This is a genomic window from Streptomyces sp. NPDC045678, from assembly GCF_056432085.1.
The window spans coordinates 251358-265208 of the sequence record NZ_JBWKJS010000009.1 but is presented as its reverse complement, the minus strand read 5'-3'; the positions used below and the strand labels follow the sequence as shown (position 1 = coordinate 265208).

Here is a 13851-nt window from a genome sequence, read left to right as displayed (position 1 = left end):
GAAGCTGGCTCTCGTCAGATCTTGTACTGGTGATGCGGGATCGCTCGCTCCCAGACCGCTTCGAACGCGGCGGAGCACAGTTTCACGGCTTCCGGATCGGCCGTGATCTCGTCCTCCACCACCGCGCCATCACCCGAGAAGTGGTGCACCCGGAGCAGCGTGTCATCGAACAGCCAGAAGTCGTTCCCCGGCAGGGGGACAGTTGTGGCCCGCCGTCGTGGCAGCCAGCGGACTCGCTCACCTGCCGTGACGTTGGCGTGGGTGACGTAGTGCTCCCAGCGGATGTACTCCGATACCGGCTCGGAGACCACCCGCGCCCTTCGGATCACCACGCCTCTGGCCACTGTGTCAGCGATCATTTGGTCATAAGGGTGCCACCAGGACTCGCGATCCTCCCAATTGATCCGCTCGCCACGCTTCCACGCCTCAAACCGGTCCGTTGTGGCATACGAGTCGCGCAGCTCCAGGTGGACAGCGAATCGCTCGCACTGGCCAAGCAGCTCAGCGAAGCTGGGCACGCTCGACGGCATTACACGCCTCCCTGATCATCGGAATCATCCGGGCCGGAATCCTGACGATGGCCTCGCTGTCGGGCACCGGGCCATTCGCGGGACTGGTGCCCTCGCATTCCGCCTGCGTCTCTGGGGTCGGCTTCCACCCCTGCAACAAGATCTCCTGCGCTCCCTCGTCCGCCCACACGGTGGGGCAGTGGTCCCGGTCAGTGTCAGGGTCGATGCCGACGAACTTCGCAGCCATGGCTGGCTCCCTGGTCTAGGCACTTGCTCCGACTTGCACGAGCATCGCCGACCAGTAGAGACACCGTCAATACAGCCACCGGCCACGCTAATTGCTGTGCAAGCTCGTGCAAGTTCGTGGATCGGGGGCATCGCTCGCGAGAACGATGCGTACATGCCGACCGACAAAGGGCCAAGCCATCAAACAGCCCCCAGCGGTTGGCGGATGGACCCAATCCCCAGTCGCCCGGCGTATCAGCACGGGGACGGGAACGTTCGCGTGCCTATGAGGCTGACGAAGAACGGGCGGCACGTGGCGGACACCGAAATGGTTCTACTCCCGTCCGAGGCCGCCCTACTGCTCGACAGCCTGACCAACGCCATGGAGGACAACTCCAGGTCGATGCTGCACGAGCTCTTTCGGGAGTCTGCGACGGCCGTTGGCCCGGGTGTCTTGTACGTGCCGAAAACGGATCAGTACCGGCTCTAAATCCGCCCTAGCACTGACCACACAGGAAGGCACACCATGCCCGAAACCGGAACCGACCTGTACAGCCTGCCCATCGACGGCGCCACGTTCCTCAAGGCGTGCGGGGGCAACACACACCCCGACGGCGAGTCCTGCGCCACGCTGGCGAAGATCGGCCCCAACGCGTGGGCGTTGGGCGACAGCAAGCGGCCCGGTGCGGAGCCGCTGCGCTTCACCACCGAGGAACTGAACGCGGCCGGTATCGACCCGGCCCGCTTCGGCCTGTCTGCCTGACGGCCATCCCTGGCGCCCCCGGCCCTGACTCACCCCCGAGAGACAGGGCCGGTCGGGCACCCCTCTTCTTCCTGCACTGAACAGGACGACAGTTGCACCACCACGGCTACCTATGGACCGGCTCCAAGCAACGGTTCGATGACGAGGCACTGCGACGGCCCCCGCATCCTGACCCTCCTCCGGCCGATAAGCCGGAGCTGATCCAGCGGTACAGGGAAGTGAAGGCGGAGTTCCCGACCGTGGACCTGCCACCGCTGGAAACGGCCCACTGGCTGATCAAGCCCGCGAAGCTGGTGTGCGGCACCTGGGAGGAGCCGAAGGAGGCGGCGGAATGGCTCGGGCAACGACTGGCCGAGTACGCGCCCCGGTTCGCCTCCGAGTCCGACCGCGACAGCACGCGGCTGGCACTACTGGTCCACTCCGCTGCCGAACGGCTGAGCTGGGGTGGAGACGTGTCCCACGGCTTCTACCTGGATAGGCCCGCATTTCTGTCCGTAGCTCTGGTGACGTGCTCCCCGAACCGTGCCGCACCGGACCTTGCCTGCCCGACTGCTGTCCACGCCTGATGAGGGGAGCACACCACCATGCCCCGTTCGATCCTGCGGTGTACGAAACACCGGATCACTCAGCAACCGGACACAGAGGTGACGTTCGAGGCGAAATGCCTGACCTGTGGCTGGGAGGCCAAGCCTGCGTCGGACGGCGCGACCGCCGATGTGTAGGGGCGGTAGACACCCATCCGCACGACCGTGGCGTGGCCCTCCTCCCGTTCCGAGCCGGCCTGCATGGTCTCGCGAGAATGGGAGACCGCTTCCGGGGCGTGAGGGGAACTGTCACCGCGGATCATGAAAGCCGATCACGAAAACGATGGCCAGGCGCCCGGTCTTCCCGGACCGATCCACAGTCACCACGATTCCCGGCAGTGCCTTGACCTCTACGGCCGTGGCCCCGACATACGGCGGGATCTGAACGGAGCCCGGAAGCTCGCCGCCTCCAGAGCCAACGGGCTCGGCCTGCCATCCCTGGCCTGACCAGGCAACTCTCTGGGCTGTTGGTCACGCGGTTGGTGGGCTGATTGGTCACGCGGTTGGTCACGCCACGCCCCAGAAAAGCAGAAAACCCCTGATCAACAGGGGTCTCAGCTGGTGTCCGAGGGGGGACTTGAACCCCCACGCCCGATAAAGGGCACTAGCACCTCAAGCTAGCGCGTCTGCCATTCCGCCACCCGGACTAGGTGTCTGCCGCCGTGCGGGGTGTTCCCTCGCGGCGACATGGACAACAATACCAAGGTTTCGGGGTGCCTTTCACCTGCGTATCCACCCGCCGACGCCGGGATGCGCGGCCGAGCCCGCCGCCCCGCCTACAGTCTCACCATGAGTGACGAGTCGATTACCGGTGCGGGTGGGAGGCTCGGCGATGTGAAGGTGCGCCGCCCCCGGATGCTGTCCCCTCTCCGCGAGCACTTGCGGGACACCATGTGGTTCGCGCCGACCGCCGGACTCCTGGGGTCCGTGCTCCTGTGGTGGGGCGCGGCGGAGCTGGACGCGGGGATCGTCACGGCGCTGCGGGACGCCGGGGACTACGACGGGATCAAGGACCTGATGGGCATCGCCGAGGACGCGAAGGCGGTGATCAGCACCATCGGCAGCGCCATGATGACCTTCATCGGTGTCGTCTTCAGCATCTCCCTCGTGGCCGTGCAGATGGCGAGCGGACAGTTCAGCCCGCGTGTGGTGCGGCTCTACGTACGGTCCCGCATCACCAAGATCACGCTCACGGTCTTCATGGCGACGTTCCTCTTCTCCCTGCTGACGCTGACCTCGTTCGACAGCGAGCGGGACCCCCGGCTCCTGACGAGCGTGCCGCTGGTCGAGGCGGTGATCGCGATGGTGATGGTGCTGCTGAGCCTCCTGCTGTTCGTGGCGTACGTGAACGGGACGGTCCGGATGATGCGGATCGGCTTCGTGATCGACAGGATCGCCCGCGAGTCGTTCCGGGTGGCCGTGAAGCAGCCCATGGAGCTCCCGGTGGACACGGCGCGGCTCGGTCCGGAGACCGCGCGGGTCACGCACACCGGCCGGGCGGGTGTGCTGCGGGACGTGAACATCGCGCGTGCCGTGCGGGCGGCTCGGCGGCAGGGGGTCGTCCTTCGCCTGATCCCCCGGATCGGGGATTTCGTGGTGCCGGGGACGCCCGTGTTCACGGTGCACGGCGGGGCGGCGCCCTCACGGCGCGCACTCGGCTACACCGTGTCCGTCGGCGTCGAGCGCACCTTCCACCAAGATCTCGCGTTCGGCCTGCGGCAGCTCTCCGACATCGCTCTGCGGGCCCTGTCCCCCGCGGTCAATGATCCGACGACCGCCGTGCAGGCCCTGGATCGCATCGTCCAGTTCCTGGCGTCGATCGCCCCCTACCCCTTGGGCGCGCTCGGGCACCGGGACCGGCGCGGGGCGCTGCGGCTCGTCCAGTCGGTGCCGGACTGGACGGCCCTGGTCGATCTCGGGTTCACCGAGATCAGAGGAACCGCGATCGGCAACCCCCAGGTGACCAGGCGCATGCTCGCCGGCCTCGACGACCTGCTCCTCCTCACCCCCGAGGAACGGCGCGAGCCACTCCTGCGACACCGGACACTCTTGGCCCAGGCCGTGGAACGCTTGGTCCCGGAGTCGGCGGACCGCGCGTTCGCCCTGCGCCCGGACCGCCAGGGAATCGGCTGAGCCGACCGTGCGGGGCAGTCCTGTGATGCCCGATCGTGATCCAGGGTGCACAACCCCGTATGGACCCCGGCTGTGGCACGCCGTCGAAACGGACGACTGCCACGAGGTGAGCTCGGGCGTCTGCGTCTGCGTCTGCGTCTGCGACTTCGACGAGACGACGTACTTCGACCCCAGTGTGTGGGACATGCGCAACAGCGAGGCCGGGGCCTGGAAGGTGGCGGCCGAGGTGTCCTTCAAGGGCGGCGGCGACACGGACGACAAGGGCCTGACCGCCTACGTCAAGCGCAGCTCCCGCCTGAGCGTGAACACCGCGCCCGAGCCGGCGGCCAAGGGCAAGACCGTCACCGTGACCGGCAAGGTGACCGGCCGCGGACAACGTCGCAATGCGGGGAGAACCCGCCCTACTTTCTGAGACGGGCCTGAGGCGCCCCGGGCGCGGCATCCGTGGGGGGGCGTCCTTCCGCCGTCGGCAGGAGGGCGCCCCTCCACGTCGTCCGGTCAGTCGCCGCAGCGGCCGCGCAGCGAGTGCAGGTGCTCGCTGGACTTGCGGGCGAAGGCGTAGGACTCGACCGGGTTGTCGTGCTCGGTCTGCCAGTGGTGGTAGCGCTTGCCGTGGTGGGTGCGTGCCGTCACCGTCGACAGGAACTTCTTGTAGTCGATGTCGCCGTCGCCGACGTCCGTCATGCGGTAGCCGTCACGCGTGGTCTCGTCACGGATGCCGTCCTTGACGTGGAACAGGGGATAACGGTGGGGCTGCTTCAGCACGTAGTCGAGCGGGTGGAAGGGGGCCGGACTGCCGTCGACGCGCTTGCCGAAGCGGAACCGGGCGCTGAACGCCCAGTAGATGTCCATCTCCAGATACACGAAGTCGGGGTCGGTCTCCGCGAGGAGCACGTCGTAGAGCCGGACCTTCGGTTTGTCGGTGGCGAAGGAGAACTCCTCGGCGTGGTTGTGCTGGTAGAACTTCATGCCGCGCTTGCGGGCCGCTTCGCCGTACGTGTTGAAGTCCTCCGCCGCACGCTTCCAGGCGTCGACGGTGGTGCCGTAGCGGAAGGGGCCCGAGGCGGTGCCTATGTGCTTGAGGCCGAGGGCCTCGGCGTCGTCGAGGACCTTGGTGAGGTTCTGCGCGAACGTGTACGCGTGGGGGTTGTTGTCGTCGTAATAGCCGACGTGGGAGCCGATGGGGTTCAGGCCGTGGTCGCGGGCCAGCCTCTTGAGCTGGGCCAGGGTGATGGCGCCCGCGGAGCCCTGGGTGTATCCGGCGAATTCGATCTCGTCGTATCCGTACTTCTCCAACTCCGCGAACACGGGCGCGAATCCGACGGAGGAGACCTTGTCGCGCAGGCTGTAGAGCTGAATGCCGAGCCGGCCGGGCGGCAGGACGGGACGCCCGCGGCCCTTGCCCGCGGCCGCGGAGTCGGTGGGGGTTGCCGAGGCGGTCGGGGCGGCCGCTCCGACGAGCGCCGCGGCGGTGGCTCCGGCGGCCACACCGAGCATGCCGCGTCGGCTGAGTCTGTGCGCGAGTTCGGGGTCGGTGGTGGTCGGCTTGCGGCTCATGCGGTTCTCCTCGGTGGACTCAGGGGCGCGTCAGGGATCGGTTCGAAGGACGGATCAGGGATCACTGAGGGCCGGGCCCTGATGGCAGGGTCCGAGCTGTCTGGTTCAGTGGAGATCAAGCAGGTTCAGCGACGCGGGTCGGTGGGCATCACCGCAGACCCGCGAGGTCGAGCAGGAGCGATTTCACATCGGTGGCCGCGACGCGGCCGCTGACGGCGCGGGGGGTGGAGCACAGAATGAGCGGACTTTCGTCCTCGCTCGTGGGGAGGCGGCCATGGCTGCCGCGAATAGGTGACGGGTCCAGGGGCACGACCGCCATGCGGTAGCGCATGCCGAGCTTCTTGCGGGCTACCGCGCTCGCGGCCTTGACCCGGACGTACGGGTCCTGGGGGTCCATGAAGAGCTCGACGGGGTCGTAGCCGGGTTTGCGGTGGATCTCGACGAGCTGCGCGAAGTCGGGCGCGCGGGCATCGTCGAGCCAGTAGTAGTACGTGAACCAGGCGTCCGGCTCCGCGACGGCGACGAGTTCGCCGGAGCGCGGATGATCCAGCTGGTGGTCCTTCTTGCCCTCGTCGTCGAGGAGTTGCTCGATGCCGGGGACGCCTTCGAGGGCGGCTCGGGTGACGTCGAGGTCTTCCGGGCGGCGGACGTAGACGTGGGCGATCTGGTGGTCGGTGACGGCGAAGGCCCGGGAGGCCATCGGGTCGAGGTACTCCATGCCGTCCTGGGTGTGCACTTCGAGCAGACCCGCACGGCGCAGGACGCGGTTGATGTCGACGGGCCGGTTCACCCGTGTGATGCCGTACTCGGACAGCGCGACGACGGTCCTGCCCTCCGCCTTCGCGTCGTCCAGGAGCGGCGCCACGGTCGCGTCGAGTTCGGCGGCGGCGCGGAAGGAGCGCGGGTCGTCGGGGCCGAAGCGCTGCAGGTCGTAGTCGAGGTGAGGGAGGTAGCACAGGGCGAGGTCGGGGTGGCGGGTGTCGATGATGTGCCGGGTGGCGTCCACGATCCAGCGGCTGGACACGATGTCGGCGCCGGGTCCCCAGAAGTGAAAGAGGGGGAACGTGCCGAGTTTGTCGGTGAGTTCGTCGTGGAGGGCCGGGGGCCGGGTGTAGCAGTCGGGTTCTTTGCGGCCGTCGGCGTAGTAGACGGGGCGGGGGGTGATGGTGAAGTCGGTGTCTGCGCCCATGGCGTACCACCAGCAGATGTTGGCGACGGTGTAGTCGGGGTGCGCGCGGCGGGCGGCGTCCCACAGCTTGTCGCCGGCGACGAGGCCGTTGTGCTGGCGCCACAGGAGTACGTCGCCGAGCTCGCGGAAGTACCAGCCGTTGCCGACGATGCCGTGCTCGGCGGGGGTGGTGCCGGTGAGGAAGGTGGACTGGGCGGCGCAGGTGACGGCGGGCAGGACGGTGCCGAGCGGTGCTCTGGACCCGGACTGGCCAAGCGATTTGAGGCGCGGCATGTGGTCGAGGAGGCGCGGGGTGAGGCCGACGACGTCAAGAACCAGCAAGGGGGTCGGGGTCATGGGAGTTCCTTGAGGCCGAGGTCGGTCAGGAGGTCGCGGGCGAGGGAGAGCTCTGCGGCGATGCCCTCGGCGAGCTGGGGGCGGCCGCGGGGGCGCAGGGCGGGCGGGAGGGCCTGCCAGGTGTAGGTCTCGACCTCGAGGTGGCGGGTGAGGGGGACGGGCCCGCCCACGAGCCGGGTCAGGACGTCCTGGAGGACGGGGAGCGTGGAGGTGAGGGGCGCGGCGGGAGCCGCGTGGAGGGGGACGTGGAAGTGGGCGCGCCAGGGTGCGGTATCGGGCAGCACGTCGGTGGCGAGTGCTTCGCCGAGGTCGTCGGTGCCGCGCAGGCCGTCGCCGGTCAGGGTCCGGGTCTGGTGGAGGAAGCGGGGTTCGTCGAAGGCCGCGAGGGCTTCGCGTACGCCGGGGAGGTGAGGGTGTTCGGCGTGCAGTGCGGCGGACAGCTGCGATTTGACGACAGGGATGCCCGCGGCGGTGAGGGCGTCGAGGGCCGTCCGCGGATCTTCGAAGGAGGTGGCGAGGTGACAGGTGTCGACACAGACACCGATGCGGTCGTGGCCGACCGCGGTGAGCGGGGCGATGGCGTCGGCGGTCGTCTCGACGGTGCAGCCGGGCTCCGGTTCGAGACCGATGCGGATGGAGCGGCCGGTCAGCTCGGTGAGGGCGTCGAGGCGCTGGGCCAGCACGGTGAGAGCCGTGCGGGCGGCCTCGGCGCGCGGGGTGTCGAAGGGTGTGCGCCAGGCGAGCGGAAGGGTGGAGATGGTGCCTTCGGTGACGTCGTCGGGGAGGAGCGCGGCGAGCAGCCTGGCAAGTTCGGTGGTGTGGCCGAGGCGGTCCGGGTCGGTCCAGTCCGGCTTGTACACGCGGTATTTGACCTGTTCCGCGCCGAAGCCTTCGTAGGGGAAGCCGTTGAGGGTGACGACTTCGAGTCCGCGCCGGTCGAGTTCGGTGCGCAGACCTCGCAGTGCCGCGGGGTCGGTGCCGAGGGCGTGGGCGGCGTCCTTGGCGAGCCACAGGCCGATGCCGATGCGGTCCCTGCCGAGCTTCTTGCGCACGGGCTCGCAGTGGTCGCGGAGTTGGGCGAGCACACCGTCCAGGGTTTCGGCCGGGTGGACGTTGGTGCAGTAGGCGAGGTGGACGGTGGAGCCGTCGGGGTGCCGGAAGCGCATGGGTCACGCCCCGCCGCGCAGGATGGAGTTGCCTTCGTGGGTGGCGGTGTCGGGTTCGCGCACGTCGAGCTGGAGCCTGCCGCTGAGCCCGTAGAACTCCACGGGGTTGCGCCACAGCACGAGGTCGACGTCGTCCTCGTCGTACCCGGTGGCCAGCATGGCGTCGGCGACCTTGCGGGTCTTGAGGGGGTCGCTCTTTCCCCAGTCGGCGGCGGAGTTGATGAGCACTCGGTCGGGTCCGAAGTCGCGCAGGATCGCGACCATCCGTTCCTCGTCCATCTTGGTGTCGGGATAGACGGAGAAACCCAGCCAGCAGCCGCTGTCCTTGGCCTCCTTGACGGTGGTCTCGTTGAGGTGGTCGATCAGGACGCGGTCGAGGGGCAGGGCGGACTCGCCGATCACGTCGATGGTGCGGCGCAGGCCCGCGAGCTTGTCCCGGTGCGGGGTGTGCACGAGCGCGGGCAGTTCGTGGTCGGCGGCGAGCTGCAGCTGGGTGGCGAGCGCGGCGTCCTCGGCGGGAGTCATGGAGTCGTAGCCGATCTCTCCGACGGCGACGACGTTGTCCTTGACGAGGTAGCGGGGCAGTTCGTCGAGGACGGGGGTGCAGCGGGGGTCGTTCGCCTCCTTCGGGTTGAGGGCGATCGTGCAGTGGTGGGCGATGCCGTACTGGGCCGCGCGGAAGGGTTCCCAGCCGAGGAGGGAGTCGAAGTAGTCGAAGAAGGAGGTCGGCGACGTACGTGGCTGGCCGAGCCAGAAGGCGGGTTCCACGACGGCGCGGACGCCTGCGGCATACATCGCCTGGTAGTCGTCGGTGGTGCGGGACGTCATGTGGATGTGGGGGTCGAAGATGCGCATCAGGACTCCTGCTCCTCGCCGGTGAGGGGGCCCTTGGGGGCCGAGGGGGACTCGAAGGCGGTCAGCTCCATGGCTCGGTGCAGGTCGCCGGGGACGGGCCGGCCGGCCGCGGACCGCTCCGTCGCGTAGTCGCCGAGCATCCGGGCGAGTTCTGTGTCTCCGCGGGCACGCCTGGGCAGATCGGCGACGGCGTCCAGCGGGACACCGGTGAACAGGCACTTGAGGACGGCGTGGCGCCAGTCGTGCGGAGGGAGGTGCGCGGCGGCGTAGGGGCCGACGGCCGCGGCGACGAGGCTCGTGTCGTTGGTGCGCAGGGCGTCCTCGACCAGGGGCAGTGCGTCGGGCCCCGGGACCAGGTGGGGCAGTGCCAGCAGGACGGCCCGGCGTTCGGCTGCGGTGCCCTGGGCGTAGACGCGGGCGAGAGTGAGCGGGGTCGCGTTCGCGGCGTGCAGGAGAAGGACGCGGGCGGCGTCGGCGTGGTGGGCGCCGCAACGGCGTCCGGCCTCGGCGAACCGCAGCTCCCACGTGGGGGTGGGCCCCGGTCCCTCCCGTTCGGGGTGCTCACCGTGGGCGGCGGCTTCGGCGGTGGCCTGGTCGAGCCAGGCGCGGGCGGCTCCGCCGAGGTCGTTCTCGAGATGGGTGCGGAGGGCGGCTATCTCGGAGGTGTCGGTCACGGGGTACCTCCTTCGGCGGGGGTGGCGGCCAGGGCGGGGGTCGGGGCGAGGGCCGGGACTGCGGCTTCCGCTCGGCGCAGGAAGTCGATGGAGCGGGCGGCGAGGTCAGGGCCCGCGTGGGAGTGGCGGGGCAGTTCGACGACGGTCAGCCCTCGGTAGCCGACGGTGGCCAGCGCTTCGAGTACGGGCGGGAAGTCGATCTCTCCGTCTCCGAAGGGCAGGTGCTCGTGGACTCCGCGGCGCATGTCCTCGATCTGGACGTGCCGCAGCCAGGGGGCGGTGGCGCGCACGCAGTCCGCCGGAGGAAGGGGTTCAAGGCACTGGCAGTGGCCGATGTCGAGGGTGAGGCCGAGAAATTCCGGCTCCGGGTCACCGAGTTGTCGGCGCAGGTGATGGAAGTCGGCGAGCGACGAGAGGAGGTGGCCGGGTTCGGGCTCGACGGCGAGTGGGACACCGGCGCCCGAGGCGGCATCGAGGACGGGTCCGAGCGCGTCGGTGAGACGTCGCCACGCGATGTCGTCCGAGGTGTCCGCCGGGGTGATGCCGCTGAAGCAGTGCACCGCGTGGGCGCCCAGGTCGGCGGCGACCTGGACGGCGCGGACCAGTAGACGACCGCGTTCGGCGCGTTGTTCCGGGTCGGGATCGAGGAGGGAGGGACCGTGCTTGCGCCGCGGGTCGAGAACGTAGCGGGCCCCGGTCTCGACGGTGACGCCCAGACCGAGACGGTCCAGACGGCGGGCCACGTGGCGGGTGCGGGCGACGAGATCGGGGGCGAGGGGGTCAAGGTGCATGTGATCGAGAGTCAGACCAACACCCGCATAGCCGAGGTCGGCGAGGAGACCGAGGGCGTCGTCGAGCCGAAGATCGGTGAGCCCGTTGGTCCCGTAGCCGTAACGGAGCGGGGTGCCGTGGCTGCCGTGCATCGCGTCGCGGGGTTGGGGGCGGAGGCTCTGCGGATCCGGTCCACGCATGCGACGCGCGGCTTCCAGCCGGCTCGGGGAGTGCCGTGGAGCACGCTGCTCGACGAGGCCGTCACCCTGCCCGGCGTGACACGGATCTTCCGGCCCACTCGGGTGACGCGCGTCGTCCGACCCGACCACATGGCGCGCGGCTTCCGGCGGACTCGGGTGACGCACGTCGTCCGACCCGACCATGTGGCGCACGACGCCCGCCCCTTCCGCATGACGCGCGGCTTCCGGCCGACTCGGGTGACGCGCGTCTTCCGACCCGACCACATGACGCGCGGCTTCCGGCCAACTCGGGTGGCGCACGTCGTCCGACCCGACCATCTGGCGCGCATCCCTTGGCCCGTCCAGGTGACGCCTCCCATCCGTTCCCTCCGTGCGGGACGCGCCCTCCGCTCCGTCCGCGTGGCGCGCCCCTTCCGTTTCCGAGCCACCCGTGCGGCCCGCGCTCTCCGTTGCGTTCATGTGACGCTCACCTTTCGTGCGAACCGGCGGGCGGCGGGGGCGAGGGCGGCGGTCAGGAGGGCTGTGACGGGGGCGCCGGTGCGGGCGGCCAGGGCGGCCTGGAGCGGGATCATGGCGCGGATTCCGCCGCCGACGGCGCGCTGGGTGAGGGGAGGTGACGGGTTGAGGGCGGCGTGGAAGAGGGGCCTGGCGGCGGTTCCGGCGTAGGCGAGTGCGAGGGCACCGGGGAGAGTGCGGCGGCCGGTGGCGACAGCGGTTCGGAGGTCCGGCCCGCCCTCGGGGCGGGGCTGTGCTCGCGGGGCACCCCGCTTCCGCCGCAGTCCGCCCGCGGCCCCGCCCTCGCCCACCGATGCGCGGCGTGTGGTGCCGATCAGGCGGGTCAGGGTCGCCGTCGTCGCCAGCGCGGCCAGTGGTGCGGTCGAGGAGCCGCCCTGCGCCTCGCGGCGGGAGACGACGGTGACGGCCAGGGTGTGGGCGGCGAGGGCCGTAGCCGAGGGGGCGGCCGCGGTGACGTGGGCGCGCGGGTCGCGGTCGGGACCCGCCGTGGCGGTCGCACCGAGGAGCAGGTCGAGGCCTCGCGCGGTGGCCATGGCTGCCGGGCCGACGGGGGTGTGCTTCAGGGCGAGGTCGTACGCCCACACCGTCCCGGCCAGCGCGCCCGCCACGGCGAGCGACGGGCGGCCCGCGCGGGAGGCGAGGGCGAGGCCCGCGGCGGTGAGGGCGGTGGCCGCGGTGAGGGCCGCGGGTGGGGCGACGCGGCCGGAGGGCAGCGGCCGCTCGGGGCGTTCGACGGCGTCTTCGGCGCGGTCGGCCCAGTCGTTGAGGGCCATGCCGGCCTCGTACAGGCAGAGGGAGGAACCGATGGCGAGGAGAGTGCGATGGTTGGGACGCAGGCTGGTCGCCGCCGCTCCGGCGAGGGCGTCGCCGGGGACGGTGAACAGGGCGGGGAAGCGGAGGAGTTCGGCCCAGGCGCGCCGGGTGGCCAGGGCGTTCATGAGGACTCACCGGACGGCGAACCGTCGGCGGGGCCCCGGCCGGCCCGTCCGCGGGCGCGACCGCCACCCCCGGCATAGTCTCCCCGTCCGGCAGGGCGAGCGCCTCCCCCGGCAAGGTCTCCCCCTCCGGGAGCACGACCGCCTCCCCCCGCGAGGTCTCCCCCTCTGGCAGCACGACCGCCTCCCCCCGCGAGGTCTCCCCCGCCGGGAGCGCGACCATCTCCTCCGACGGGGTGGTCTCCTCCCAGCTGCTCCGCGAAGTCCACCAGTGCGGCGTACTGCTCGCCCAGGGCCGCGGGGGCGCCGTCGTCCGGGTCCTTGAAGTAGAAGGCGAGGGCGGGCAGGGGGCCGGAGAGGCCGCGTTCATGGGCGCGGGACGTCAGCCGGGCGAGGTCCAGGACCAGGGGGGCGGCGAGCGCCGAGTCGCAGCCCTGCCAGGTGGTCTGCAGGACCATGCGCGTGCCGAGGAAGCCGTCGAAGGCGATGTGGTCCCAGGCCGTCTTCCAGTCGCCGAGGGAGGGGACGTCGTCGATGTGGACCTCGCCCTCGGGGGCGGAGCCCAGCGTGTCGGCGAGGACGCGTTCCTTGCCCGCGTTCTTCGCCGCGGCGGCCGCGGGGTCGGCCAGGGCGGCGCCGTCACCGCCGCCGAGGAGGTTCGTGCCGGACCAGGCGCGTACGGAGAGGGCACGTTGCGCGAACATCGGGCCGAGTACGGAGCGCAGCAGGGTCTGGCCGGTCTTGCCGTCGCGGCCCGCGAAGGGAAGGCCGGAGGTGCGTGCCGCGTCGGTGAGGCGCGGGTGACGCAGGCCCGTGGAGGGGGTGAAGTTCACGTAGGGGCAGCCGGCGCGCAGGGCGGCGGCCGCGTAGAGGGAGCTGGCGGGGAGCCGTTCGGCGCCGTCCGTGGGGAGCGGTTCGGTCGAGGCGACGTTCACCACCACGGCGCGGGCCAGCCCCCGGCGACGTACGAAATCGCGGATGTCGGAGGTGAAGGAGTCGATCAGTTCCTCGTCGGTGCGGGTGTCGCCCGGTTGCGGGCCGCCGGGGCGTATCTCGGCGTCCGCCGCGGCGAGTTCGGCGCGCACCGCCGAGGGGAGGCCGTGGGGCAGGACGCCGCCCGCGGCGAGTTCCTCGGCGCGTTTGGGCAGGGGGCAGCCGGCGGTGTCGTGGCCGCCGAAAACGAGCGACGACAACGTTGGCAGTCCGCGGTCCGTGAAGGGTGCGGTCTCGGTCACCATGCCGGTGGGAGCGTGGAGGCCGGCGGTCATCGCCGCGCAGCCCGCGACGGCCGTGGTCGCGACCGAGCCGCGTGCCCCGATCAGCCACACGCCGACGGGACCGACGGGCGGCGTCCCGAGGGGAGGGGTCGAGGGCGTGGATGGTGAGGTCGCGGATGGGGACACGGCTGCCTCCTGCATGACTCAGAGCTCGGTACACG

Annotated in this window: 15 protein-coding genes and 1 tRNA gene; 5 read left to right on the top strand and 11 right to left on the bottom strand. The window is 70.6% G+C overall.

Going from position 1 to position 13851, the window contains the following annotated elements:
- Positions 1 to 14 precede the first annotated feature (14 nt).
- Positions 15 to 530, bottom strand: a complete 516-nt coding sequence (locus tag AC07DO_RS30165) for a DUF6879 family protein (RefSeq protein ID WP_479063878.1) — start codon at positions 528 to 530, stop codon at positions 15 to 17.
- On the bottom strand, positions 502 to 756 hold the full coding sequence (locus tag AC07DO_RS30160) for a hypothetical protein (protein WP_479063877.1): 255 nt from the start codon (positions 754 to 756) through the stop codon (positions 502 to 504). The genes AC07DO_RS30165 and AC07DO_RS30160 overlap by 29 nt, the downstream gene beginning before the upstream one ends.
- Before the next feature lie 504 nt (positions 757 to 1260).
- Between AC07DO_RS30160 and AC07DO_RS30155 the strand changes: the two genes are divergently transcribed.
- The 3 genes from AC07DO_RS30155 (at position 1261) to AC07DO_RS30145 (ending at position 2219) form a co-directional block, all read left to right on the top strand.
- Positions 1261 to 1497: a DUF397 domain-containing protein gene (locus tag AC07DO_RS30155; RefSeq protein WP_447041411.1), complete on the top strand. Its 237-nt coding sequence runs from the start codon at positions 1261 to 1263 to the stop codon at positions 1495 to 1497.
- 92 nt (positions 1498 to 1589) lie between these two features.
- Positions 1590 to 2063 (top strand): hypothetical protein, encoded by a 474-nt coding sequence (locus AC07DO_RS30150; protein ID WP_479063876.1) that lies wholly within the window; start codon positions 1590 to 1592, stop codon positions 2061 to 2063.
- A gap of 18 nt (positions 2064 to 2081) precedes the next feature.
- Positions 2082 to 2219 carry a DUF7848 domain-containing protein gene (locus tag AC07DO_RS30145; protein ID WP_479063875.1) on the top strand — a complete coding sequence of 46 codons (138 nt, stop codon included), beginning with the start codon at positions 2082 to 2084 and terminating at the stop codon, positions 2217 to 2219.
- A 421-nt stretch (positions 2220 to 2640) separates the two neighbouring features.
- Here the strand turns inward: AC07DO_RS30145 and AC07DO_RS30140 are convergent.
- Positions 2641 to 2728, bottom strand: a tRNA-Leu gene (locus AC07DO_RS30140).
- Between the two features lie 142 nt (positions 2729 to 2870).
- Between AC07DO_RS30140 and AC07DO_RS30135 the strand changes: the two genes are divergently transcribed.
- Both AC07DO_RS30135 and AC07DO_RS30130 read left to right on the top strand, forming a co-directional pair.
- On the top strand, positions 2871 to 4214 hold the full coding sequence (locus AC07DO_RS30135; RefSeq protein ID WP_479063874.1) for a DUF2254 domain-containing protein: 1344 nt from the start codon (positions 2871 to 2873) through the stop codon (positions 4212 to 4214).
- Positions 4215 to 4320: 106 nt separating this feature from the next.
- Positions 4321 to 4626: a hypothetical protein gene (locus AC07DO_RS30130; RefSeq protein WP_479063873.1), complete on the top strand. Its 306-nt coding sequence runs from the start codon at positions 4321 to 4323 to the stop codon at positions 4624 to 4626.
- Positions 4627 to 4712: 86 nt separating this feature from the next.
- Here AC07DO_RS30130 and AC07DO_RS30125 read toward each other — a convergent pair whose 3' ends face one another.
- From AC07DO_RS30125 to AC07DO_RS30090, 8 genes are all read right to left on the bottom strand, one after another.
- Positions 4713 to 5771, bottom strand: a complete 1059-nt coding sequence (locus AC07DO_RS30125; protein WP_479063872.1) for a sugar phosphate isomerase/epimerase family protein — start codon at positions 5769 to 5771, stop codon at positions 4713 to 4715.
- A gap of 148 nt (positions 5772 to 5919) precedes the next feature.
- Positions 5920 to 7296: an alkaline phosphatase family protein gene (locus AC07DO_RS30120; protein ID WP_479063871.1), complete on the bottom strand. Its 1377-nt coding sequence runs from the start codon at positions 7294 to 7296 to the stop codon at positions 5920 to 5922.
- Positions 7293 to 8462 carry a metabolite traffic protein EboE gene (eboE, locus tag AC07DO_RS30115; protein WP_479063870.1) on the bottom strand — a complete coding sequence of 390 codons (1170 nt, stop codon included), beginning with the start codon at positions 8460 to 8462 and terminating at the stop codon, positions 7293 to 7295. Before eboE ends, AC07DO_RS30120 begins: the two co-directional genes overlap by 4 nt.
- A gap of 3 nt (positions 8463 to 8465) precedes the next feature.
- The gene (locus AC07DO_RS30110; protein WP_479063869.1) at positions 8466 to 9317 is read right to left on the bottom strand and encodes a TatD family hydrolase; all 852 of its coding nucleotides are present in this window, start codon (positions 9315 to 9317) and stop codon (positions 8466 to 8468) included.
- Positions 9317 to 9991: an EboA domain-containing protein gene (locus AC07DO_RS30105; RefSeq protein WP_479063868.1), complete on the bottom strand. Its 675-nt coding sequence runs from the start codon at positions 9989 to 9991 to the stop codon at positions 9317 to 9319. The genes AC07DO_RS30110 and AC07DO_RS30105 overlap by 1 nt, the downstream gene beginning before the upstream one ends.
- A complete protein-coding gene (locus tag AC07DO_RS30100; protein ID WP_479064200.1) occupies positions 9988 to 10914 on the bottom strand; it encodes a sugar phosphate isomerase/epimerase family protein in 927 nt (308 codons plus the stop codon). The genes AC07DO_RS30105 and AC07DO_RS30100 overlap by 4 nt, the downstream gene beginning before the upstream one ends.
- Before the next feature lie 503 nt (positions 10915 to 11417).
- Positions 11418 to 12416 carry an SCO3242 family prenyltransferase gene (locus AC07DO_RS30095; protein WP_479063867.1) on the bottom strand — a complete coding sequence of 333 codons (999 nt, stop codon included), beginning with the start codon at positions 12414 to 12416 and terminating at the stop codon, positions 11418 to 11420.
- Positions 12413 to 13816: an inositol-3-phosphate synthase gene (locus AC07DO_RS30090; protein ID WP_479063866.1), complete on the bottom strand. Its 1404-nt coding sequence runs from the start codon at positions 13814 to 13816 to the stop codon at positions 12413 to 12415. The genes AC07DO_RS30095 and AC07DO_RS30090 overlap by 4 nt, the downstream gene beginning before the upstream one ends.
- Positions 13817 to 13851: the final 35 nt, after the last annotated feature.

Excerpts from the sequence above, each read along its gene's own strand:
- AC07DO_RS30145 (WP_479063875.1), top strand. The coding sequence starts at position 2,082 with ATGCCCCGTTCGATCCTGCGGTGTACGAAACACCGGATCACTCAGCAA.
- eboE (WP_479063870.1), bottom strand. The coding sequence starts at position 8,462 with ATGCGCTTCCGGCACCCCGACGGCTCCACCGTCCACCTCGCCTACTGC.
- AC07DO_RS30100 (WP_479064200.1), bottom strand. The coding sequence starts at position 10,914 with ATGCACGGCAGCCACGGCACCCCGCTCCGTTACGGCTACGGGACCAAC.
- AC07DO_RS30125 (WP_479063872.1), bottom strand. The coding sequence starts at position 5,771 with ATGAGCCGCAAGCCGACCACCACCGACCCCGAACTCGCGCACAGACTC.
- AC07DO_RS30120 (WP_479063871.1), bottom strand. The coding sequence starts at position 7,296 with ATGACCCCGACCCCCTTGCTGGTTCTTGACGTCGTCGGCCTCACCCCG.
- AC07DO_RS30135 (WP_479063874.1), top strand. The coding sequence starts at position 2,871 with ATGAGTGACGAGTCGATTACCGGTGCGGGTGGGAGGCTCGGCGATGTG.
- AC07DO_RS30110 (WP_479063869.1), bottom strand. The coding sequence starts at position 9,317 with ATGCGCATCTTCGACCCCCACATCCACATGACGTCCCGCACCACCGAC.
- AC07DO_RS30155 (WP_447041411.1), top strand. The coding sequence starts at position 1,261 with ATGCCCGAAACCGGAACCGACCTGTACAGCCTGCCCATCGACGGCGCC.
- AC07DO_RS30165 (WP_479063878.1), bottom strand. The coding sequence starts at position 530 with ATGCCGTCGAGCGTGCCCAGCTTCGCTGAGCTGCTTGGCCAGTGCGAG.
- AC07DO_RS30160 (WP_479063877.1), bottom strand. The coding sequence starts at position 756 with ATGGCTGCGAAGTTCGTCGGCATCGACCCTGACACTGACCGGGACCAC.
- AC07DO_RS30095 (WP_479063867.1), bottom strand. The coding sequence starts at position 12,416 with ATGAACGCCCTGGCCACCCGGCGCGCCTGGGCCGAACTCCTCCGCTTC.